Source organism: Enterococcus sp. DIV1639a, assembly GCF_050530445.1.
Lineage (GTDB): Bacteria > Bacillota > Bacilli > Lactobacillales > Enterococcaceae > Enterococcus_B > Enterococcus_B hirae.
Genome location: NZ_CP172886.1, coordinates 212209 through 234831, shown reverse-complemented (window position 1 = coordinate 234831; position 22623 = coordinate 212209). Strand labels below are relative to the sequence as shown.

General features: G+C 35.0%; 16 protein-coding genes. 3 read left to right on the top strand and 13 right to left on the bottom strand.

The features are described from left to right. Nucleotides 1-2: 2 nt before the first annotated feature. The 10 genes from IGJ32_RS01120 to IGJ32_RS01075 form a co-directional block, all read right to left on the bottom strand. Entirely contained in the window at nucleotides 3-989 is a 987-nt protein-coding gene (locus tag IGJ32_RS01120) for a hypothetical protein (RefSeq protein ID WP_010720306.1), read from the bottom strand. Between the two features lie 13 nt (nucleotides 990-1002). Next, complete coding sequence (locus tag IGJ32_RS01115) at nucleotides 1003-2127, bottom strand: glycosyltransferase (RefSeq protein ID WP_010720307.1); 1125 nt, start codon at nucleotides 2125-2127, stop codon at nucleotides 1003-1005. A 7-nt stretch (nucleotides 2128-2134) separates the two neighbouring features. Beyond that, the gene (locus tag IGJ32_RS01110; RefSeq protein ID WP_096709714.1) at nucleotides 2135-2827 is read right to left on the bottom strand and encodes a sugar transferase; all 693 of its coding nucleotides are present in this window, start codon (nucleotides 2825-2827) and stop codon (nucleotides 2135-2137) included. A gap of 34 nt (nucleotides 2828-2861) precedes the next feature. After that, the gene (locus IGJ32_RS01105; protein WP_010720309.1) at nucleotides 2862-3629 is read right to left on the bottom strand and encodes a tyrosine-protein phosphatase; all 768 of its coding nucleotides are present in this window, start codon (nucleotides 3627-3629) and stop codon (nucleotides 2862-2864) included. After that, nucleotides 3626-4351 (bottom strand): hypothetical protein, encoded by a 726-nt coding sequence (locus IGJ32_RS01100; RefSeq protein WP_342081915.1) that lies wholly within the window; start codon nucleotides 4349-4351, stop codon nucleotides 3626-3628. The genes IGJ32_RS01105 and IGJ32_RS01100 overlap by 4 nt, the downstream gene beginning before the upstream one ends. A 148-nt stretch (nucleotides 4352-4499) precedes the next feature. Further along, complete coding sequence (locus IGJ32_RS01095) at nucleotides 4500-5183, bottom strand: class D sortase (protein ID WP_010720311.1); 684 nt, start codon at nucleotides 5181-5183, stop codon at nucleotides 4500-4502. Continuing rightward, nucleotides 5176-5754, bottom strand: coding sequence for an LPXTG cell wall anchor domain-containing protein (locus IGJ32_RS01090; RefSeq protein WP_342081914.1), 579 nt, complete (start codon nucleotides 5752-5754; stop codon nucleotides 5176-5178). Before IGJ32_RS01090 ends, IGJ32_RS01095 begins: the two co-directional genes overlap by 8 nt. 353 nt (nucleotides 5755-6107) lie before the next feature. After that, nucleotides 6108-6806: a CpsD/CapB family tyrosine-protein kinase gene (locus tag IGJ32_RS01085; protein WP_010720313.1), complete on the bottom strand. Its 699-nt coding sequence runs from the start codon at nucleotides 6804-6806 to the stop codon at nucleotides 6108-6110. 11 nt (nucleotides 6807-6817) lie between these two features. Next, the gene (locus IGJ32_RS01080) at nucleotides 6818-7522 is read right to left on the bottom strand and encodes a YveK family protein (protein ID WP_010720314.1); all 705 of its coding nucleotides are present in this window, start codon (nucleotides 7520-7522) and stop codon (nucleotides 6818-6820) included. Nucleotides 7523-7669: 147 nt separating this feature from the next. Then, nucleotides 7670-8131, bottom strand: coding sequence for a hypothetical protein (locus IGJ32_RS01075; RefSeq protein ID WP_342081913.1), 462 nt, complete (start codon nucleotides 8129-8131; stop codon nucleotides 7670-7672). Nucleotides 8132-8407: 276 nt separating this feature from the next. Between IGJ32_RS01075 and IGJ32_RS01070 the strand changes: the two genes are divergently transcribed. Beyond that, nucleotides 8408-9880, top strand: coding sequence for a helix-turn-helix domain-containing protein (locus IGJ32_RS01070; RefSeq protein WP_430610624.1), 1473 nt, complete (start codon nucleotides 8408-8410; stop codon nucleotides 9878-9880). A gap of 202 nt (nucleotides 9881-10082) precedes the next feature. On the opposite strand, the gene IGJ32_RS01065 is transcribed toward IGJ32_RS01070, so the two are convergent. Both IGJ32_RS01065 and IGJ32_RS01060 read right to left on the bottom strand, forming a co-directional pair. Beyond that, complete coding sequence (locus tag IGJ32_RS01065) at nucleotides 10083-10301, bottom strand: hypothetical protein (protein WP_010720317.1); 219 nt, start codon at nucleotides 10299-10301, stop codon at nucleotides 10083-10085. A gap of 565 nt (nucleotides 10302-10866) precedes the next feature. After that, the gene (locus tag IGJ32_RS01060; RefSeq protein ID WP_373169087.1) at nucleotides 10867-13914 is read right to left on the bottom strand and encodes an immunoglobulin-like domain-containing protein; all 3048 of its coding nucleotides are present in this window, start codon (nucleotides 13912-13914) and stop codon (nucleotides 10867-10869) included. 348 nt (nucleotides 13915-14262) lie between these two features. Between IGJ32_RS01060 and IGJ32_RS01055 the strand changes: the two genes are divergently transcribed. Continuing rightward, the gene (locus tag IGJ32_RS01055) at nucleotides 14263-18120 is read left to right on the top strand and encodes a putative mucin/carbohydrate-binding domain-containing protein (RefSeq protein WP_342081911.1); all 3858 of its coding nucleotides are present in this window, start codon (nucleotides 14263-14265) and stop codon (nucleotides 18118-18120) included. A gap of 328 nt (nucleotides 18121-18448) precedes the next feature. Beyond that, nucleotides 18449-19462 carry an acyltransferase family protein gene (locus IGJ32_RS01050; protein ID WP_342081910.1) on the top strand — a complete coding sequence of 338 codons (1014 nt, stop codon included), beginning with the start codon at nucleotides 18449-18451 and terminating at the stop codon, nucleotides 19460-19462. Between the two features lie 132 nt (nucleotides 19463-19594). Here the strand turns inward: IGJ32_RS01050 and IGJ32_RS01045 are convergent, their stop codons facing one another. Then, on the bottom strand, nucleotides 19595-22231 hold the full coding sequence (locus IGJ32_RS01045; protein ID WP_342081909.1) for a cation-translocating P-type ATPase: 2637 nt from the start codon (nucleotides 22229-22231) through the stop codon (nucleotides 19595-19597). Between the last annotated feature and the right edge of the window lie 392 nt (nucleotides 22232-22623).

The window sequence follows — 22623 nt, the reverse complement described above, 5'->3', positions numbered from 1 at the left end:
TCTTACTCCTTTCCACTGAAGATCCGATCGAGCCAAGTGGATAATTGATAGTTTTTGTAAAGTTGATCATTTAGTAAATGGTAGTCTGTCTCAATAAAACGTTGTGGAATAACTGGCTTTTTTCGGTCAACTACGCAAATGTTATCAGGATGGTAAAAATCATAATTTTTCACTTCTGGATTTGTTGTAATCAGTTTTCTTCTCATTCCATGTGTCTCAATCGTACGCATCGTGAGACCTGATTGATTTGCTAGCTCTAGATCCAAAATAATTTTGCTCTCTTTAACCACTTCATTAACGATTGTTTGCGGAAGTGGTTGATAGATGAATTCTTCTTTTTTGGCTGTTGCGAGTGTCTTAGTTCCATATTTGTAATAATAAAAATGCCAGATAGAAGGAAGATATAGTTTGAAATAGTAGCTATATTGTTTTTTCTCACAAAGTTCTTTTACTTGATTGATAAATGAGTAACGCATGCTATGACCGAATCCCACAAAAGAAAAAAGATAGGTTGGCTCTTTTTTGTTTTTCTCATCGGAATTTATGTAGAATAATGGCAAAAAATTTAATTCTGCGTATTTCTTGCAGTCTTTCGCATCAAAACTATATAAATAATTAAAATAATCAAAGTATCTAGTCACTTGTGAAAATGTAGCAATTGAATCCCACAAATAGGCTAATTTAGGGATCGGTCCAACAATATCGGTCACCTCTTTGATGAACTTTTCAGGAAACAGTACTGGATTGATAACGAAAAAGTAATCATAATTTTCTTGTCCTATCGCTAATAAAATTTGCTTCAGATAACTCTCTCTTAAGGTATTGAACTTTGTAGAAAGTTTCATTTTGAGGTGTGAGTCCGAAGGGATCGCATTATAATACGTCACTTTTGCGCCTTTTCTTTCTAATTCTTCGATGATCAGCTGTGGATAATCGTAAAATTTCCATGCAATAAACAATATTTTTTTATCCTTTAAGCGTTTGTCCATACTATGCCTTCTCTCAATTTTCTCCGTTGTACTGTTTTGTAATCTCTCGAATCATTTGATTTAATGAATAATTTTTTTGATAGATCGCTATTATTTGTTGTTTGTCACAGCTATGTTCTGCATTTAGGATTGCTCGTGCAAATGAGTGAGGACTATCTGTATTTAATAAGCAACCACCTGTTTGTTCAATAATTTCTTCTACTCCTGTCACCTTTTTGCCAATAATCGGAACACCAGCGCGAATCGCTTCGATCAAAGAATAAGGCAACCCTTCATATCTCGAAGTGATCAAATAATGATCATACCCTGCAACGATTCGTTCACTATCCGTTCTTTCTCCTAATAAATGGACATTTCCCGTCAAATCGTGCTTGATTAAAAATGCTTTGACTTCTTTGAATAGTGGTCCATCCCCTGCCCAGACAAAATGATAATTAGGGTCTTGTTGAATGACTTCTTTTGCTACTTCCATAAATAAAAAAGGGTCTTTTTGAAAAGAAAGACGTGCGTTGTTACCAATAACAATATTCGATTCCTTCAACCCTAGAGATTCTTTGATCGTTTTTTTAGAAGGAAAGTCGATTGCAGGCAATCCATTGCGGATGACTATAAATTTGGATGGGTTATCAAGGTGTAATTTTATACCTGCCATTCGTTCTTCTTCAGATACATTAAACGTCTTCTTCGTTGCATACCTACTTAGCATCTTCTCTATCCAAATAAATAGTGTCTTCTTAGATTGCTTAAATTCCGAAGATAAGAAAGAATACGCATGTGGTGTATAAAAAACTTGCTCAATACGATTTCTTTTAGCAGCTATTCGCCCTAGCGCACCGGCTTTCGAACTATGACAATGCACAATATCCGGTTGAATTTCTTTCATTTGTTGTTTCAAGAAGCGGTAAGTAACATAATCATTTTTCACATCGACATTTCTAGTAAAGGTAGGACAGGGAATAAAGGTAGCTCGATCTTTTAACTGCATATATTGATCAGAAAAACAGTGATCCATTTTTTTTGTTCCATGAATAAAGTAAAGATCAAATTCTTCTTGGTCTAATTGTTCAATCAATTGAACGATATGTTTTCTTAAGCCGCCTTCCATTGATTCACTCAAGAGCAAAACTTTTTTTTTCATTTCCCTATCAACACGCTCCTTCAGGACGCAAAATAACAAAAAATGTACGATAGATGATTTTGAAATCAATATAAATACTTCGCTTTTCGATATATTCTAAATCTAGCATCACCATTTCAGAAAAACCGATATTGCTACGCCCGTTAATTTGCCATAAACCGGTACAACCTGGTTTGACCAATAGTCTTTGCTCATCATATTTCGTATATTGCGAAACCTCTCTTTGTAAAGATGGACGAGGACCAACTAAACTCATTTCACCTTTCAAAACATTCCATAGTTGTGGTAATTCATCTAAGCTTGTTTTACGAATGAATCGTCCAAATTTTGTTACACGTGGGTCATCTTTCATCTTGAACATCGCCCCTTCTACTTCATTCTTGCTCAGTAGCGTTGGGAGCTTTTTTTCTGCATCGACACACATCGAACGAAATTTATACATTTTGAATAACTGCTTATTTTTGCCTACTCGGTATTGGGAAAAAATGATTGGTTTTCCCGGCTCTTCCAGATATATCCTAAGAGCAATCCAAAGTAAGAGAGGTGATAAAACCACAAGGCCAATAAAGCTAAAAATAATATCAATGATTCTTTTAGAAAGTTCATATAATTTTTTGCGTTTCAGCTTCACACGATAAAATTGGACTCTCGAGCCAAAGCCCTCTTGAAATTTTTTCGTAACCTCGATATTTTCACTCATCCCATTGCCACCTTTCTTTATCGAATGGATCAAATCAACGAAAGAAACTAAATCGACGATGTTTCACTCTTTGATAAGTAAACGGCTCAATTTTGTTTTCGTATAGGATATCCATCGGCATTTTCTTTAATGATTTAACTTTTTCATTACCATAATCTTTTTGAATGATGTGATATGCTTCTTTTAAATAAAAATTCCTTTTTTCTAAACTATGGGCATCGGAAGCAATCATTTGAACCATATTTAATTGAATCATTGTTTTGGCAGTCTTTTGGATTTTTCGTCCAAACAAACCGACGATACTTGGTGCCGTTCCTTGAGCTAGCGCCCCCATATCTAAGAAAGGCAACAGTTTATTCGGATCATTAATGAATATCCTATTTCTTTCTGGGTGGACGATGATTGGTATATAGCCTTTAGCAATTAATTCAAAAAAGAGCTTTGTTGCATAAAGGGGAACGTCATTCGTCGGGAACTCTATTAGTAGAAACTGTTTTTGCTGCCCAAAACCAATAATTTCTCTTTTTTCTAAATCTTCTATCAACGTACCAGTAATACGATTTTCTTGACCTACGAGCAATTTCAGCTCAATATTGTTACGATCAAATTCAGTTTGTAATTTTGCTACTTCATTGGCTACATTCGTAGCGGGATTCAAAAATCGCCCATTCTTATGATGGGGGGTACACATCAAATGTGTGATTCCTTGTTCTCTGGCTTTCAACGCCATTTTGAGACTTTCATCGATGGTTTTCGGCCCATCGTCAACTCCTGGTAAAATATGACAATGTAAATCGATCATTTTTGAGCCCCACCTTTATTGATAACGACCTTTCTTTTTATCTCACTGATTACATACATTCCAATAGCCATAACCACAGCAAGTACCCCTGCATATATAAATGTTTGGACGAAAGACAATAAGTACCCCCGTACAAAGTAATAAACACTTTCCGTTAAAATACCGATCCGATCAATCACACCACTAAAATAGATCCATGTGGGTAATAATAGGAGTGTTCCGCCAGCGCCTAAAAACATCAAGGCGACAAATCGGAATTTTTGATGTGACCAATGAATGGTATGGAGCAATAGCAGAAGTAGGCAAACCAAGATCACACCATTTCCAATAATCAATTGATTCAGCAACGGCTTAAATTGCTTCACTTTATTCACATAGTTAGCTAAAAATGGAATTTCTAACGATTTTTCGGTTGCTTCGATCGAAGAATCCACTAGCCTATTGATTACTTGTTCTTTGTCTTTCGTTACTTGTATGTTTTTTGTTTGAATATAGTGATTTAAATGTTGTTGGATTTTCTCTTTGATTTCTTCTTCTCCAGATAAATCGTATGTTTTCCTCATATAAAGGCTAGTTACATACTTTTTGACATTAGTTTGGACAAATGATAACGAGACAATCTCTTTTAACTGATTCGCCGGGACATTGCTACCTCTTCCAATATCTTGAATTTTCTCGTTAATTTCTTGTTGAACTAATTTTGTATATCGAGAATTTTCCATTTGCTTGCTCATGAAATTAGGATTTGCTAAGGTTACTCTGATACAAAGCAAAGACAAAAAGCAAAGACATGCAACCGAGCAAATATAGGTCAAAAATAAGCGTGCTGTTTTCTTTCTTAAACCTTTCTTCATGCCGACTATCCTTTGTTTATTTATTTTCATTGATCATCGGTCCTGCATGTAATTTTGCAGTTACAAATAATCGTTGATCCGTTAAGCCAATGCTGTCGATCGGATAACAGGTATATAGTATTAATTTGGCATTATTTCTTTGACGAATCTCCTGCTTTATCTGAGCATCATGTTTATTGGCTACTCTTACTTCTTCTACCTCATATTGATAGCTACCGTAATTCGTTTGGATTGTTATAATCTCTTGCGCTTTGATGTTAATTAACTTGCCAAATGAATCACTATTATGCCCAGCAATCAATGTAGTTCCTATTTCTCCTGGAAAAGTGGAACCCATATATTGTCCCGCGCCTTTTCTTAAAATAGTTGCTGAATCGCCAAAATATAATGGTGTTTTTAATTGGATCGAAGGGACAGATATCTCTCCATACAATTGACCATAATGAGGAAATTGAATTTTACTAGAAGAAATCTCGCTTTCTCCATTCGTAGAAAGTTGTTTGATAGCTTCTTTATGATTGTTCTCTTTAAATGTGGGTGCCTCTGCAAGTAACAATGTCTGGATAGAGGAGGTAACAAAGTGAATGACTGGTTTGCCAATCACATAAATCAAAGAATAATTGATGACCAAAAAAAGAAACGCCAACAGACATCCGTTAACTATTCGATTTAGACCTCCCTTGATTCCTCTCTTACTCACTTCTACGTGCCACCCAATATGCGCCTCCAGCCAACATCAATACAGCACCTAAAGCCACATAGCTCGTGGTATAATCTGCACCGGTTTGTTTGATTTCATCTTCTGTAGAATAAATAGGAGTACCTGAAGGATCGACAACCGAAACGCCATCTCGATAAAAAGTCACTCTCAGATTTAAAATTTCTCCAATTTTTAAGACAATCGTTTTTAATTGCTCAATCACTGGACGTGGTAAAGCTTTGATCAGATTTTTTAGTGAATGGATCGAACGAACATCGACATTTTGTGAATTATCTAAGATCAATTGACGTGCTTCTCTTAAGTAATTTGCTACCTTTAACGCATTTTCATCTGACACCTGATGGACCTTCAGATAATTTTCTGCTTTTGTGATATCTGTAATATCAAAATCATATTTTTTCCCTTTCACCGTTACACCGGTATAAAGCTCATTTAAAATATCTCTTTCTGCGTTGGTGATTGCCCCTTGTGTTTCAGCATGAACTGCTGTCGGCAACAATAAACAGATAACTGACACCAATGTCAACAATATCCCTTTAAAATTTTTCATGATCTCTCCGCCTTTCATTAATAAATCCTGTAAATTTAGGATTAACTATGTCTTTTATTCTACTGAGAACCCTCACTTGATTTTTTTTGTTTTTTTAGCCTTCAAACAAATTACTTAAAAAAATAAAAAATGATTTGTATACATAAAAAGAGTTTGAGACAAAAAATTTTTGTCTCAAACTCTTTCATAATTATAAAAGGAAATAAATGAGAGACCTCAGTGTCAGCCTCTTACGACAAATGATTTTTTTCAAAACTTAGGGTCTTCTTTGAAAAAGTTCTTTTGTTTTGTCATTCGTGTACTTTGATGCTTTTCTCTTTAGCAAAGAGTTTCATTTGGAACATGATAGCAGGTCACGATCCATAGTAGTAATAGCCTTGATTTTCATCCTCTTTAGAAGCATTGTAAACTACTCCTAAAATATTGGCATTTACTAATTCCAGTAGATGTTTAGCTATTCGAAAATTCGCTTTTTTTGTTAACTTTTCACTGACTACCATAATCGTTCCATCCACTTTTGAAGACAATATTTGTGCATCTGTCACGGCAGTCAAGGGAGGGGTATCGAATATGATCATGTCATAGGTTGCTTCCAACTCCTCAATCACTTCTTCTAAGCGAGAAGAACCTAACAATTCAGCCGGATTAGGAGGTTTCGGTCCACTTGTCATAACAGAAAGATTTTTTTCAAAGCTTTCTTGTATACACTCTTTAGCCTTGATGTTTGTACCTAATAATGTGCTAAGACCTACATGTTTCTCTAAAGAAAAAATTTTGTCTAGGGTTGGCTTCCGCATATCTGCATCTATGATCAATACTTTTTGCCCTAGATTTGCGTAAACCACTGCTAAATTAGCTGCTGTAGTTGATTTACCTTCACCTACACCTGGCGAAGTAACCACTAATGTTTGCACTTTTTTACCATAAGGAAAACTATATTGGATATTGGTCCGAATCGTTCGATAGCGTTCTGTAATCGGTGAAGTTTTATCCATGATTGTAATTAAATTTTTTCTGACTGTGGCATTTCTTCCTCTTCTTGTCTTTCTCATTGATTACACCCTTACTTCTTTTTTCGATTTTTTTTCTCATTGTCATCCATATAAGGGATACTTCCCAGTACCACCATATTAAATTCATTTTGAATCGTCTCACTATCACTGATTGTTCGATCCATGAATTCTAATATCATAATGATCATCAAACCAATAAATAAACCAATGAGCAATCCTTTGGCCAAAACTATTTTTTTATGTGGCTCTGTTGGTGTTGCACTAAGCGTAGCTTTTGAAATAATCGAAATGCGATCTACATTGAGTAATTTTTTTGCATTCTTCTGAAATTTTTCGGCTGTAACGTTAGCAATGTATTGGGCAAGTTTTGGATCAGGATCCGTTGCGACAATCGAAAACATTTGAGAATTTTCCTTTTGTTTGATACTTATAAGGTTTCGTAATTGTTCAATTGTTAAATGGACACCAAAATTTTTCGCTAAGTCTTGAGACACCTCATCCATTATCAAGTCTCCAGTAATAATGTCTTTATAGGTGGTAATCATTTGCAAGTTGCTGTTGACATCATTAATGTCTGCCGTTTCGTTTTTAGGTAAAGTAACGATTAATTGGGCTTGTGATTCATACTTTGGGACTAAGACAAATGCAATCAAAAGCATGGACATAATTAAACCTAATAAAGCAGAAATCACAATCGCAAATTTTCTTTTTTTTATGATACGCCAAAATTTCTCTATGTTTACTGTTTGCTCCATCCTTATCTCTGATTCTCCTAAATAAAATTATTTATAAACTATTTTTGCTCGTTAATTGACGATGTTCACTTTGAAAGAAAATAATACTTTTTTTATCTTTCTTAGTTGCTATCAATTATCTAAGGGATACTACAGTCAACTATTGACTTAATCAATCTTACTGAAATTAGTTTTTTCATTATCCGTTACATATTTGATGACTGTATATTGCTTGAATGAATCTGGTTTTTCAAATGAAATCACTAGATCAAAATCAGTCTCTTTACCTTCATAACTATATTTCCCATAAATTTCTTTGACATTTTTATATTCTTGGCCTTTTCCTTTAACTGTCTTTAAATCAGCTGTTGATAATGTTTCTTTAATAAACTTCAATTTTTTTGGGTCCAATTTATTATTTTGGGTAATCGTTTTTTCAGCAATTTTTGTTAATTGCTTTACTTCTATATCTTGCTTATCGGCCCATGTCATTTCACTACTTGTCTGCGTTGGTTGACTGGAAGAAGCTGTACTATCAGTGCTAGTTGTATTAGTAGTTTTAGTTGATTTACCTGCCGAGCAGCCTGCCAATGCGAAAACAACCATACTTGCTAAAATTATTTTTTTCATTTGTTCATCTCTCCTTAAAATCATTTATCTCATTCTTCCTAAATTAGTACAAAAAAATTTAGTTGCTATATTAGTATAGTATTTTCGTTCATAATACTTTCCTAATTTTTTTATAGAACCCCACAAAAAAATTAATAATAAAAAAAATCCCTTTTAAAATTGCTTATAGAATAACTATAGTTACCTTTATTTATATTGGTTCCCCCAAAATTTAACGAACAAAAAATGGATATTTTGCGTTATAAAGTGATATTTACCAAGCGAAGGAAACTTCAAATGGAAGAGAATCAAATCTGTTTAGGAGAATTTAAAATGATTGAAGATTATATAGAAAAAGACATTATTAGAAAAGTAAAGTTAGTTGAATTTTTATTTGAATTAAAAGAACTGAACGTAAGCGAAACTGCAGAAAGATTGGGTGTGACATTCAACACAATCAAAGCGGATTTCCAAAAATTAGTCATTCGACTCGAAGATGATATCGACTATTATAAAATGACTAGTAGTCATCTACTGATATTTTTCAAACCATCTATTAGGCGCTATGATCTCATCAAACAAATTTACCAAGATTCTAATTTTTTAAGAGTTTGTTCCCGATATATCATGGGAGAAAATGATTATTTAGCACTTGTGGATGAAGAGTTTTTATCTGTGACAAAAGTATTCAAAATAAAAAAAGATGTAGAGAACTATTTTGCAGAAGCACTCACCCCACTTACGAAGGAACCCGAAGAATCGCATGAGTTACAGTATCGCTTTTTGATCCTTTCAGTTTGGATGCGGTGTGACTATTTAGATACACAAATTGATCCCATAACAATGGAAAAAGCTGAAAAATATGCAGACAAACTACTTCATATCCTGTCTAATCGTTTAAATAAAACTCAATATACTTTCTTCAAATCCGCCATCTATCTTTCATTGGAACGGCGAAAAAGCAATCCAATTGTCTTTCCAAACGACACTATGAACATTTTTAAAGATGGTATCATTTTCAATATGTTTAGAGAGATTTTCATACAAATCGAGGAACCTTTAACAGATGAAGAGATAGCCTATCTAGCCCTTATTTACCGTACACTTCCTTACAATTCACCAAATTATTTCATGATCGAGATCGATTATCATTATGTAAGAAATCGCTTGATCACCAAGTTTAAAGAAATCGATTTATTGATCGAAATGTTTGAAAAAGAATTTGGTGTGAATTTATTTGGCAATATTTTGTTTGAAGTCCCCCTCTTTAACCTGCTATACACGTGTGCTTTGAACGTTGGTAATTTCTTAGTTACCAAACATATTTTCTTAAGTGCAGAGCAACTAGATTTATTAAATAAAGTCAAGTTTATTTTAAATAAATGGATTGAAGAACTTGATACTCCTATTCATCATATTCCTTATTTTCATCTGCAAGAATTTTGTCAGTTGACCTTTTTCATCTTGACCCATGGGAACCAATCAAAAATAGGTGTGGTCATCGTAGCAGAAAGTGAAACTTCGCATATCGTATTTCGGAATTCATTAGAAAAGAAAATGTCTACAAGTGATTTATTGATTGACACTACCCTTTATTATTCCATGGACGATGTGCCTAAATATATCAAAAAAACCGGTCATCTAATTATTTGTGAGCGAACGCTTTTGAATAAGGAAACCTTTAACACCGAGAATATTTTCCCAATCTCATTGAATTCCATCTCTAAGGATATCAATAAGATTGCGACACGTATCATGAACTTTGATTGATCTTCACTTGATACTGAAAAGAATTAGCAAGCAAGATCCAATTTGCTTGCTAATTCTTTTTTCTTTTCTATCACTAATAAAAAAGCTAGTTCAGTACCAATGATTTCACTCTGTTTGTTCGAATAAGCAATATTTCTTTTTTCCACTCAGTAAACTAGTTTGAACAAACTAAGAGCAAGGATGGGACAAAGATTATTTCTCTTCAAATCGCTACTATATAATCTTTATAATCTTTTGCTAATTCTTCTTCTGGCTCTTCGATGATATATCCTTGTTCCTTCAGCACTTTCTTAGTAACAACATAGTGTTTGACACCTGCTTCTACAATAACGACATTCGTTAAAATATTACTAATCTTCCCTGTAGCTAATTCCCCAGAAACAGCACAGGCCGAAACAGTGATTCCACGTTCTAATTTCATGATCATTTCTCCTAACTTCCTAAAATTACTTACTGTTATCATTATAAAAATTTACTTCTGCTCATTTTACAATTATTTTGGTAAAAATTTCTTCTAAGTTACTAAAAATGAAAAACATTCGTTCAAAGACCTTAAAGAATACTTTTTGCAATGAACTAGCAGAAAAAGAGAGCCGCTTTCCTCTTTTCTTAATTTATATTTTAGCAAAACATACAGATAACATTTTTTTATCTATTTCACCTCAGCCTATTTTTTTATCAATAAAATTAACTATCCATTCTTTTTCATTTTTAAACATACTGCTATATTCATACTAAAAACTTAAATGAATCTAGTTGAAAGATAGGATAGAAATAATACATTTCTTTAGCTTCCTTCGGTCAATGACTCTATTTAGTTGCACAAAGTATTAATTTTAACTATTTCTTCCTTTTTTTTAGAACAGCCTCAATAATTGAAAAAAAATCAAAGTCAGTTGGAATTTTTTACTTTTATATCAAAAAGACGAACTTTAACAAAAAAACGCTCAAAGCGTTCTCTATGCTTTGAGCGTCTTTCATACCTTTTATTTAACAGGTACATTTACAGAAACAAGTTGTTTTCCATCGAAACTTAGACTTTCAATTGTAAAACTATTTGCTGAAGCTGGAATCTTATTACCAATATAAACTTCAAATTGGTTGCCTTCTTTTAATTTAAAGCCTGGTTTGTATTCCTTATTATCAACAGTTAATTTGATAGAACGGATATCTCCTTTGTAAGTCCCTGTTAGATACTCTGAATTACGTGTATATTCATTTGGAACTAATTCTGGTTGGGAAACTGAAACTTCTTGACTTACTAAGACATTTCCAGATTTATCTAGACCTTCTAATTTTATAGATTTTGAATCAGCCGTGATTTTATTACCAATATAAACTTCAAATTGGTTTTCACCAGTGATTTTAAAACCAGGATTGCTTTCTTGTCCATCTACTACTAATTTGAATTTCTTAATGCCGTCACCGTTGAATGTACCTCTCATATATTCATCGCCACGGACATATTCATTGATACTTAAAGTTGGGGATTGCACAGTGATTTCTTTTGAAGTCAATTGTTGTCCTGATTTATCTAATCCAATCAGCGTAAATGTCGTTGTTCCTACTGGTACTTTGTTACCAATATATACTTCAAATTTATTACCTTCAGTGATTTTAAATCCTGGGTAATTTTCTTGTCCATTAACTACTAATTTGAATTTTTTAATTGCTTGACCTGTGAACGTCCCTGTTACATACTCATTGCCAGCTAGGTATTCATTTGGTTGTAACTCAGGATTTTGTACATTCACATCTTGAGAAACAATTTCTTGACCTGTTTTATCTATTCCCACTACTTTAATAGAATTAACATTTGCTGGTACTTTATTACCAACGTAAATCTCAAATTTACCGTCAGTTAATTTGAATCCTGGGAAGCTTTCTTGTCCATTAATAATCAATTTGAATTTTTTAACGCCTTCCCCTGCAACAGTACCTGTTAAGTATTCATTACCACGAATGTACTCATTAATTGTCAATTGCGGTGCTTCTACTGTTACATTTTGTTCGACAATTGTTTTACCGGCTTTATCTAATGCTTCAAGCTTAATAACTTTTGAACTTCCAGTAATTTTACTTCCGATATAAACTTCAAATTTACCATTTTCTAATTTAAAGCCTGGTTCATATACTTTACCATCAACAGTTAGTCGGAATTTATTAATGCTGTTGCCTTGGTAAGAGCCTGTCATGTATTCACTACCTAAAACAAATTTATCGACAGACAATGATGGTGCTTGAACTTGTACTGTTTGAGAAGCAACTTGTGTGCCTGCTGGGTTAAATGCTTTTAATGTAAACTCAGTTGTTCCTTCTGGGACACGATTTCCTACATATACTTCAAGTTTTCCATTTTTTAATTTAAAACCAGGTTCATAGGTTTGTCCATTGACAATCAATTGGAATTTTTTGATGTTCCCAGTAATTGTACCCGTTACATATTGATCTCCTAATGTATATGGATTAAGTGTTAATGTTTGTTTCGATTTTTCTTCAAGTGCTTCTTGTGCTTTTTGGATTTTGGCTAATAATTCTGTTTTTGTTTCGCTTGCTTTTAAAGCATCCACTTTTGCTTTGGCTGCATTGATTTGCTCTTGCGTATTTTCCGGTTTTGGTGTATCTCCATTGAATAACGCATTTACTGCTTCTGTGGCTGCTTGTACTTTCGCAGCTTCTTCAGTTGCTTCATCCAATGCTTGTTGGGCAGCAGTGATTTTTGCTAGTAAAGCTGTTTTTACTGTCTCATTTGTTAATGCATCTACTTTTGCTTTGGCTGCGTTAATTTGTTCTTGTGTATTTTCTGGTTTTGGTGTATCACCATTAAATAACGCATTTACTGCTTCTGTGGCTGCATTTTCTTTTTCTACTTCTGCATTTAAAGCATTTTGAGCTGTCGTAATTTTTGCTAATAAAGCTGTTTTTGCATCACTATTTGCTAATGCATCCACTTTAGCTTTAGCTGCATCAATTTGTTCTTGTGTATTTTCTGGTTTTGGTGTATCTCCATTGAATAACGCATTTACTGCTTCTGTGGCTGCATTTACTTGTATTTCGTCTAAAGCATTCTGAGCTTTTGCAACCTTTGCAAGCAAGTCTTCTTTTGCTTGACTATATGGCAGAGCATTTACTAATGCTTTGGCAGCGTTAACCTGTTCACTTGTATTATTAGGTTTAGGTACTTGATTATCATTGAATAAGTTATTCACTGCTACCGTAGCTTTATTTATTTGATCTACTTCAGCGGATGCTTTATCTAGAAACGGTGTAAGGAAATTAGCCCAGTATGCTGAGATATAGCTACTACTAATATCTCTTGGAATATAATTATTCATTTCTTGACGAACATTATCAATTCTACTTTGAGTAACACCTGGAGCTAAGATACCACTCGTTGAATAAATTGAGTCAAGCAATGTACTGATTCTGTTTCTACTTGTGATTGCACTTTGTGGGACATCGGTGAATTTACGATAGTTACTTGTATTCCAACGAGCAATATCTCCCTTACCAGTAGCCACATTAATAGAAAAATTAGTTGATGTTCCTTCAGCTTGGAATGTCACTTGAACATTTATTGTATTTGAATATTGCGAAGTAGAAAACTTCACATTTTTCCCTTGAACATTAACCTTTATGTCATTCGCTGTTAATGTGGAACTAGGTTGTTTGAAGATTGAAAAAGTAATTTGAAAAGTAGCTCCTCGCACAGTATTTGGTAGTGTCCCAGAATAATTATTCGTCGGTGTTGATGGTAATACTTCTCCAATATTCCAATCAAAATTGGAAGGATTCACTGTTTTTCTTTCTGTAGCTGTTAGATTTTGTTTTTGAGTCAACGTGTTCTCGTTTGAAATAGCCTCCGAATTTTTTGTATTTTTTTCAGCAGTAGTTGCTGTTTGATTTTTTTCTGCTGCATAAACCAATGAGGTTCCTGCACTAGCTGCACTTGAAACAAGCACTAAGCCTGCAGCTGACGCAGCAAGTAGTTGTTTTCTAAGTTTTTTGCTTTTTGATAGATTTTTCTTTCCCATTTTACATTAAAACCTCCTATTAAATTGTCAATAAATTTTTATTGATAGACAAATTATAGGCGACCTCCAAAAAAAATTTTTTCACGTTTTTTCAATTTCAAGAATACTTATGTTAAAAAATAAAAATCTCCAATCGAATAAACGTCTATCCTTTTTCCAATAAAAAATGATTGCTCTCCTAAAGTTATCCACATCAAATATTGTTATATCAATGTCTTAACCCATTTCTAGCAAAATAAATTTCTTCTATCTTTTTTGAAATATAAAAAAAAAATATCTGAGCCACTAATAATATGCTTAGGTCCTAAACAGAAATCTTTATTTGGATAGGAGAAAGGATGAAATACAATGAAAAAGAAAATAATTATTACTTCAGCTACTGGTATCATGCTATTTTCAAATTTACTTTTACCAAGTGCCCAAGTACTAGCTACCCAAGAAAATCTCTCATCAACTAATACTCAAGTTATTCCTAAAGCCTCAACGCAAAGTTTTACATTAAAAGGCTACGATAATACAACTTTTGCTCAAATCAGTGTTGCTAACAGTAACCTTCACTTGCAAACCTTCGCTGTTCAACCACATTGGGGCTTCTATGGAGATACTTACGCAAGTTTACAAATTAAGCGTGGAACACAAGACGTCTACAAAAAAAGCTTTGTCGGCAACCAAAAATTGACAGCTGAACAAAAAGATATTCCTTTGCAGGATGGAGATATCGTAACAATCACTCATCGTGAAGCGAATGATACTCGTTTTGCTGTCAATGACCCATCATTAAAAGGTAATACTTCTGGCGATTACACTTATGTCGTTAAAAATGGCAAATTAAGCAATATTACTTTACAACTAGCAGAAGCGACAAAAGCAGTCAATGATTTATTCAATGGCGACACACCTAAACTGGGCATCACCCAAGAACAAGCAGATGCAGCAGCGGCTAAACTTAACGCACTACCAAATTATCTGCCCCAACTTGGTCAATTATGGAATAAGCTAGAAAAAGCTTACAATGCTATCAGTGTCCATGCTGAGACACAAGGTTTCACCCTAAAAGGTTACTATGATCGAACATTTGCTCAAATTAGTGTAGTGAATAGTACTCTTCACTTACAAACAATGGCCGTTGAACCACACTCAAGATTTTATAGTGATATTTACGCAAGTTTACAAGTTAAACGTAGAACACAAGTGGTTTATCAAAAGGACTTTGTCGGCAATCAAAAATTGACAGCTGAACAAAAAGATATTCCTTTGCAGGATGGAGATATCGTAACGATCACTCATCGTGAAGCGAATGATACTCGTTTTGTTGCTACAGATCCTTCTTTAAAGGGCAATACTGCCGGCAATTACACCTATTTTGTTAAAAATGGCAAATTAGAAAACATCACTTTGCAACTGGCAGAAGCAACGAAAGCTGTCAACGAGTTGTTCAATGGCGACACACCTAAACTGGGCATTACCCAAGAGCAAGCAGATGCAGCAGCAGCTAAACTTAATGCACTACCGGATTATCTAACTCAACGCGATCAGTTATGGAATAAGCTGGAAAAGGCCTACAATGCCATCAGTGTTCAAGCTGAAACACAAGGATTTACCTTAAAAGGTTATGATAATACAACCTTTGCTCAAATCAGTGTTGCTAGAAGTAACCTCCACTTACAAACCCTCGCTGTCCAACCACATTGGGGCTTCTATGGAGATACTTACGCAAGTTTACAAATTAAACGTGGGACACAAGTGGTTTATCAAAAAAACTTTGTCGGCAACCAAAAATTGACAGCCGAACAAAAAGATATTCCTTTACAAAATGGGGATATCGTAACGATCACACATCGTGAAGCGAATGATACTCGTTTTGTTGCTACAGATCCTTCTTTAAAGGGTAATACTGCCGGCAATTACACCTATCTTGTTAAAAATGGCAAATTAGAAAACCTCACTTCGCAACTGGCAGAAGCGACGAAAGCCGTCAATGATTTATTCGATGGCGAAACACCTAAAGCTGAAAATACACAAGAACAATTAAACACAGCTTTAGAAAAAATCAATGCTTTACCTAACGGATTAGCTGAACGAACAGCTTTACAAAAAAAATATGACCAAGCTTATCTTGCATTAAAAACCTATAAAAAAACGATGTTCACCACAGCATATCCAGGAAATACTGCTGCTGCAGGAATTTTAATGGGGAAAGATCATGATCGTCAAGATTTAGGTATCCAATTAACAAAAGGTGCAAAAATTACCATTAGACAAACGAATCCAAAATTCACTTCAAAAATGACGTTGCGTTTATTAACCAATAATTCAAGTACTGAATCTGCTATTGATTTCACAACAAACAATGTCACACTAACTGCTAAAGCTTTAGCAGTACCATTTGTTTATACGCCATATAATCAAGAAAATGGGGAAAAACCACAATTAGAATTTACTGTAGAAGGACAAAAAATCCTATTACCAGTCTTTAGTAAAAATGGGGATATCGAAGCATTTAAAGATACTTGGAATCAAACAAAAGGTTATGGGTTGATCAAAGGAAAGAGATTTCAAACTTTCTTACCTGAACAAAATCGCAATCAAGCTTTAAAAGTGGACCTCAACCGTCTAATTGATAAATATGATAATGATATTATCGGATCCTATAATGAATTATTAGGTTTATCTGACAATGACCCAAATCCATTGAACCGTTCTTCAGAACGTAGATATTTCTATAAAGCAGATGCTTCAGGTGCGGGTGCTCTTTATTATGGTGGCCTTTGGGCAGCACAAACTAGTACGTCTGGCGACGCTTGGTTAGGCGATGGTTGGGGAGTGCTTCATGAAACTGGTCACGGCTATCAAGGAAGCTTTATGAACAAAGGAATGGATGTCGGTGAAGTTTGGAATAATCTATATGGTGTAATTTATAATTACAAACACATGGGTAAAACTGCTGCCGATAAAAATTCTTGGCTTTATGATTATGGACACAAACAATCCATTGAAAATGCATTAAAGAATACAATCAATAGTGCTGATCCAAAATTCAATAGTCAAGATTTACGTAAAAAATTAGTCATTCTTTCAAACATCGTTGATAAAGCAGGAAATGAAGGCTTTACAAATTTCTATACAAACTACCGAAAATTTGCTAGTCAGTCAGGATTCAATGCCAATAACTATCCATTACCAGATTTGATCACAACTGAAATGGGTGCACCGAAGAAAGTGGACTTTTCTGCTGTCTTAAACGCTTGGGGCTTATCAGTATCAGAAAAAGCGAAAAAAGCAGCCGCAGATAATGGCTACCAACAAGTAGCTCATTTGGCACAAGTGGTTCCTGATAATCGATTAGATGCAGCGATTCAACAATTGACACAAAATAATCGTCTAAGTTCCGTTTTATCTTTAGTTACAAATGAAGAATTAAAACCATTGAATCTAACAAGCAACGTTACATTGAAGTTTAAAGATGGCAACTTGTTCGAAGGTATGAAATTGCGTATTTTAGATGGAAACAAACTTTATAAAGAAATTACTTTAGGTAGCGATCCAGTTACGATCAACAACATGCCAAATGGTGTATACTCTCTTGAATTGGGAACAGACACTGGTTATATCCAAAAACCATATCTTTTTGTGAAAGACAATGGTACAGTAACTATTTCATTAAATAACTATCTCAAAGAAGCCACAGAAGCTGTTGACCACTTATTCCAAGACAATGATCATTCGAAAATCAAGACAAATCTGATGCAAAAAGATATTGATCAAGCCAAGAAAAAAGTAACGGCTTTACCAAACAGTAGCCAAAAAGATAACTTATTGACACGATTAAATAATGCTTTTGATCAATTGCAAGAGTTTACTTTCAAAGGATTAGGAAACTTCCATTTTGCTTCCTTTGACGTAGCAAATGGCGTAGCAACCGTACGTACAATAGCTGGTACTCCGCATAGTTACTTCAATGATCGCTATGCAAGTATCACTATTTCACGTAATAATGAAACGCTCTATCAAAAAGAATACATTGGAGATCGTCATTATGATGCTAAAACGGATACGATCAATTTGAAGGAGGGCGACACAGTTACTGTGACACACCGAGAAGCAAATGCAACTCGTTTAGCCATCAATCATGAGAACTTGAAACACAATACAAGAGGAACATACCATTACGATGTACGTAACGGACAATTAGTTCTAAGAAAGTAAAAAATGTTATTAAAAATTCTATACTAACTATTTAACTGAAGCTGGAGCAAAGATTGCGGCTCTTTGTCAATCATGAAGAGACTGGGACAAAACTTGTCTCAGTCTCTTCTAGTATTTCTAAATACGAATAAACGGTGAGATAAAACTAGTATCTTCGGAAAATTTGAGGAGCACCAAGCAGGTAACAATCAACATCAAAAACTAGTGTTTGTATTTCTTGTCAATTTTCGGAAATTCTTTCTTATTTCTTGATACTGAACAATTTTGTCTCAACCTCAAATTATAGAGTCACTATTGCCCCAGCCACTTTATTAAGGATGATTATTTTATGAAACGATCACGCAATCAAAAAATTGATCACTTGAGAGCATTAGCAATTTTGTGTATCATTCTTGCTCATACAGGATTACAAGGAATCCTGTTCAATTTGCGTTGTTTTGATGTGCCATTAATGGCCTTTTGTTTAGCTATTTCTTATTACTATAGCAGCAAGAATCTCTCCTATATTTCCTATGTCAAAAAAAGATTCACTCGTTTAATGGTTCCAACTTATATATTTCTGGCGTTATTATTTACATCACTTTTTTTCATTGCTCAGATTACCGATACTCCTTATCAATTTAATATTTTTTATATTTTGCACGCTTTTTTCATGGATACAGGTTATGGTTATGCTTGGATTATGCGAACGTTTTTTCTTGTATCTTTACTCATGCCCTTCCTGTATAAATTGAGCAAAAAATATCAGCACTTTATGGAAATACTTGGTATTTTCACTTTATTATTAATCCTCCAAATCTTTTTAGTTTATTTGATTCCTTATGTTCCAAGCTCATGGCAAATACTTTATACTCAACTCGTTCCTTTAGCTTTTGGCTATTGTCCGATTGCTTTACTAGGATTACTTGTTTTTCAATTAGACCGAAAAAAACTATTACACTTATCAATTGTTATCTTATGTTACTTAAGCATTAGTTTCTATCTCTACGGACTCCATGGATTAACTTACTTTAAATACCCACCACAGTTGCCTTTTATTTTATATGGCTGTTTCTGTGGCTGTTTCTTATGGTATATGTTAGCTAAATATGAAGGGAATTTCTTCGCCCCTATCAGTAATTATCTTTCTCTTCATTCACAAGAACTTTATTTTATTCATATTTTCTATATTTATATTTATGAGTTTTATTTACCAAAGGAAGGAAGTCTGTTAAACAATTGGTTCTTTAATTTTATCTATTTACTTTCTATGTCATTACTTACGTTGTTTTTGATCAATCAAGGCAAAAAGAAAGTAAAACAAATTAAGAACAAAACACGCCAAGTAGAATGTGACGAGTAACCGCAGAAGCAGGAAAGAGAAATCTCTCGCATCAACTTTCCCTACTGAAAGTCAGCTGTTTAAACGTCTTTTAGCCATTTTTTACATGCGAAAGAGCTTGGGCTGTTCGTTTTTGTCCCAAGCTCTTTTGATTTATTCTTCTTCTGCTTCAGGCAATTGATGAAATTTGATCAACTCATTCACAGCCACAGGTACGACTGATAAAAAGCCTACTAACAACCAATGGTTTAAGCTAACATGCACTAAGCCAAAGAGTTCTTGGGTAAACGGTAAAAGTGCAATGACCGTAGTGATGACCAATGAAAGTACCGCCATTTCCAATAACGATTTATTCGTTGCTAAGTTCACTTTGAAAATTGATTGACTGCTACGCACATTGAATACATGGAGGATTGACGAGTATGCTAACACTAAAAAGGCAACTGTCTGTCCAACTTCTTGTCCTGCATCGACCCAAGGGCTAATAGTATCGACATAGCTTCCCAAATAATAACCAAACAAAGTCACGATCGTAAATATAGTCGCATTGATCGCAATTTTTTGTAGTAATCCTCGAGCAAAAATCCCTTCATTCTTAGGAATCGGTGCTTCGTCCATGATCCCTTTTTCTGCTGGTTCACGCCCCAAAGCAAATCCAGGCAACCCATCAGCAACCACGTTGACAAACAACAATTGAACTGCTGTAAATGGTGCTCCCCAGCCCACTAACATCGCAATCAACACAATAAAAATTTCTGAGACATTACAACTCAACAAAAAGTTGATCGCTTTACGAATGTTTTGATAGACGGAACGTCCTTGACTAACCGCATCGACGATCGTTGCAAAGTTGTCATCGGTCAAGATCATATCTGATGCACTCTGTGCCACGTCAGTTCCAGTGATTCCCATTGCACACCCTACGTCACTTGCCTTCAAGGCGGGTGCATCGTTGACGCCATCTCCAGTCATAGCCACCACGGCACCAGTTCGTTGCCATGATTTAACGATCCGGATCTTGTCTTCCGGCGTAACACGAGCATAGACAGAAAGGTCTTTGACACGTTCGTCTAATTCATCATCAGATAGTGCTTGTAGTTCTGAGCCCGACAGTGCTTCGGCTGGATTTGTTAAAATACCTAATTCTTTGGCTATGGCACTAGCCGTAACAACATGATCTCCTGTGATCATCACTGTTTTGATTCCTGCTTTTTTCGCTCGTTTGATTGCTCCTTTACTTTCAGGACGAGGCGGATCAATCATACCGATCAAACCAATCAAACGTAAATCTTTTTCTAATGCTTCTGAAGTGATTTCTTGCGGTTCTTCTTCATAGGTAGCATAACCTACCGCAATGACCCTTAAAGCTTTTTTCCCAAAACTGTCATTGACGATCGTGGCCTGTTCAATGTCTCCTGAAGTAAAACGCGAAGCTAGGACGTCAAAAGCGCCTTTCGTAATTGAAATATATTTTTCACCCATTTGATGAACCGTTGTCATCATCTTACGGTCTGAATCAAAGGGTAGTTCTGCCACTCTCGGGTACTTTTCTTCTAATTCCTCTTTTGTGTGATAATTTTCTTCAACCGCTCGTACGATCGCGGCTTCTGTAGGGTTTCCTTTGACAATCAATTCATCATTTTCTTTTTCGACCGTCACATCGGTACAAAGAGCAGCCATCTTCAAGATTTCCATCGCACTGTTGGTCATTGAGTCCTCTACATCAGTCACTTCATCTTCTTTGCTCCAAACTCGGCGGACACGCATTTTATTTTGTGTCAGCGTTCCCGTTTTATCTGAACAAATCACATTGGCTGTTCCTAAAGTCTCAACTGCGGGGAGCTGACGAATAATGGCATGTTTCTTCGCCATTTTTTGGACACCATATGCTAAAGTCAATGTAACGATAACTGTCAATGTTTCTGGCACCGCAGCGACGGCTAAAGAAATGGATGTCATAAACATTTCCAGTAAGGGTTCTCCTTGGAGTTCACCAATAATAAACACTAACGCTGCAGCAGCTAATGCGATAAAACTGATGCGTTTGCCTAGTTGATTCAATCGAATTTGTAATGGTGTTTTTTGAGCAGTGTCGTCATTTAAAAGTCCAGCAATCTTACCCATTTCGGTTTTCATCCCGATAGCGGTCACAATCGCTTTCCCACGACCAGCTGCGACTGTACACCCTTTAAACACCATATTGATTTGATCACCTAAGGCATCATCTTCTTGACTCACATAATCTGCATCTTTTTCGACCGCTTCACTTTCACCAGTCAGTGCCGATTCCTCTACTCTTAATTGAGAGGTTTCAACTAATCGAGCATCCGCCGCAATGGCTGAGCCAGATTCCAAGACCAGAATATCTCCCACAACTAGGTGTTCAGCATCCACTTTTTCAACTTTGCCATCTCGGATGACTGTGGCAGTTTGCTTGTTCATATCCTGAAGAGATTCCAACGCTTTTTCGGCATTTCCTTCTTGTACGATAGCTAATACTGAATTAATGATTACGATCGCAATGATCAACAGTCCTTCAAATAAATCCCCATGTTCGGTGGCAAAGGCAGTATAAAAAGAAATGACTGCTGCTACAAGTAAAATAATCGTAGTAAAATCAGATAAACTTCGTAAAAACTTTTTTGCCAATGACTCTTTAGGCGCTTCCTCAAATTTGTTTTTCCCTTGTTCTTGACTTCTTTTTTCTGCTTCTTGGGTCGTTAACCCCTGTTCAATTGTTGTTTTTGTTTCATTCTCCACTTCTTTCACTGTTTTCTTAAAATCATCCATCCTATTCCTCCTTTATTTTAAGCACACAAAAAAGGTACTTATTTTACTATACCATTGTTAAATTGCCTTATTCAACTATACCGCTTGTTGCTTCTCTAAAATAAGCATATCTCGTGAGCTTCTTTTTTGCAACCGCTAACAAAGTGTGCTATATTATAAGTGTAAGGAAGGAGGATACCATCAAATAAACAAAAGAATTTCTCGATAGATTAGTATAAGCAAACAAAGTTGTTAAAAGGTACAGGTTTCACCAATGAGGTCATGTGAAGTATAATCTTTTACAAATAGTGAATGCGTATGAGGCGTTAGATCATGCAGTATCTAAACCAGAAGTAACATGATACGTAAAAAAGAAGAACATGAATATCTGAAAACTGAATAGAATCAAGAGA

Coding starts and splice junctions, on each gene's coding strand:
- IGJ32_RS01065 (WP_010720317.1), bottom strand. CDS start 10,301: ATGAAATTAGAACGTGGAATCACTGTTTCGGCCTGTGCTGTTTCTGGG.
- IGJ32_RS01120 (WP_010720306.1), bottom strand. CDS start 989: ATGGACAAACGCTTAAAGGATAAAAAAATATTGTTTATTGCATGGAAA.
- IGJ32_RS01090 (WP_342081914.1), bottom strand. CDS start 5,754: ATGAAAAATTTTAAAGGGATATTGTTGACATTGGTGTCAGTTATCTGT.
- IGJ32_RS01055 (WP_342081911.1), top strand. CDS start 14,263: ATGAAAAAGAAAATAATTATTACTTCAGCTACTGGTATCATGCTATTT.
- IGJ32_RS01115 (WP_010720307.1), bottom strand. CDS start 2,127: ATGAAAAAAAAAGTTTTGCTCTTGAGTGAATCAATGGAAGGCGGCTTA.
- IGJ32_RS01110 (WP_096709714.1), bottom strand. CDS start 2,827: ATGAGTGAAAATATCGAGGTTACGAAAAAATTTCAAGAGGGCTTTGGC.
- IGJ32_RS01060 (WP_373169087.1), bottom strand. CDS start 13,914: ATGGGAAAGAAAAATCTATCAAAAAGCAAAAAACTTAGAAAACAACTA.
- IGJ32_RS01070 (WP_430610624.1), top strand. CDS start 8,408: ATGGAAGAGAATCAAATCTGTTTAGGAGAATTTAAAATGATTGAAGAT.
- IGJ32_RS01045 (WP_342081909.1), bottom strand. CDS start 22,231: ATGGATGATTTTAAGAAAACAGTGAAAGAAGTGGAGAATGAAACAAAA.
- IGJ32_RS01100 (WP_342081915.1), bottom strand. CDS start 4,351: ATGGAAAATTCTCGATATACAAAATTAGTTCAACAAGAAATTAACGAG.
- IGJ32_RS01080 (WP_010720314.1), bottom strand. CDS start 7,522: ATGGAGCAAACAGTAAACATAGAGAAATTTTGGCGTATCATAAAAAAA.
- IGJ32_RS01085 (WP_010720313.1), bottom strand. CDS start 6,806: ATGAGAAAGACAAGAAGAGGAAGAAATGCCACAGTCAGAAAAAATTTA.
- IGJ32_RS01105 (WP_010720309.1), bottom strand. CDS start 3,629: ATGATCGATTTACATTGTCATATTTTACCAGGAGTTGACGATGGGCCG.
- IGJ32_RS01075 (WP_342081913.1), bottom strand. CDS start 8,131: ATGAAAAAAATAATTTTAGCAAGTATGGTTGTTTTCGCATTGGCAGGC.
- IGJ32_RS01050 (WP_342081910.1), top strand. CDS start 18,449: ATGAAACGATCACGCAATCAAAAAATTGATCACTTGAGAGCATTAGCA.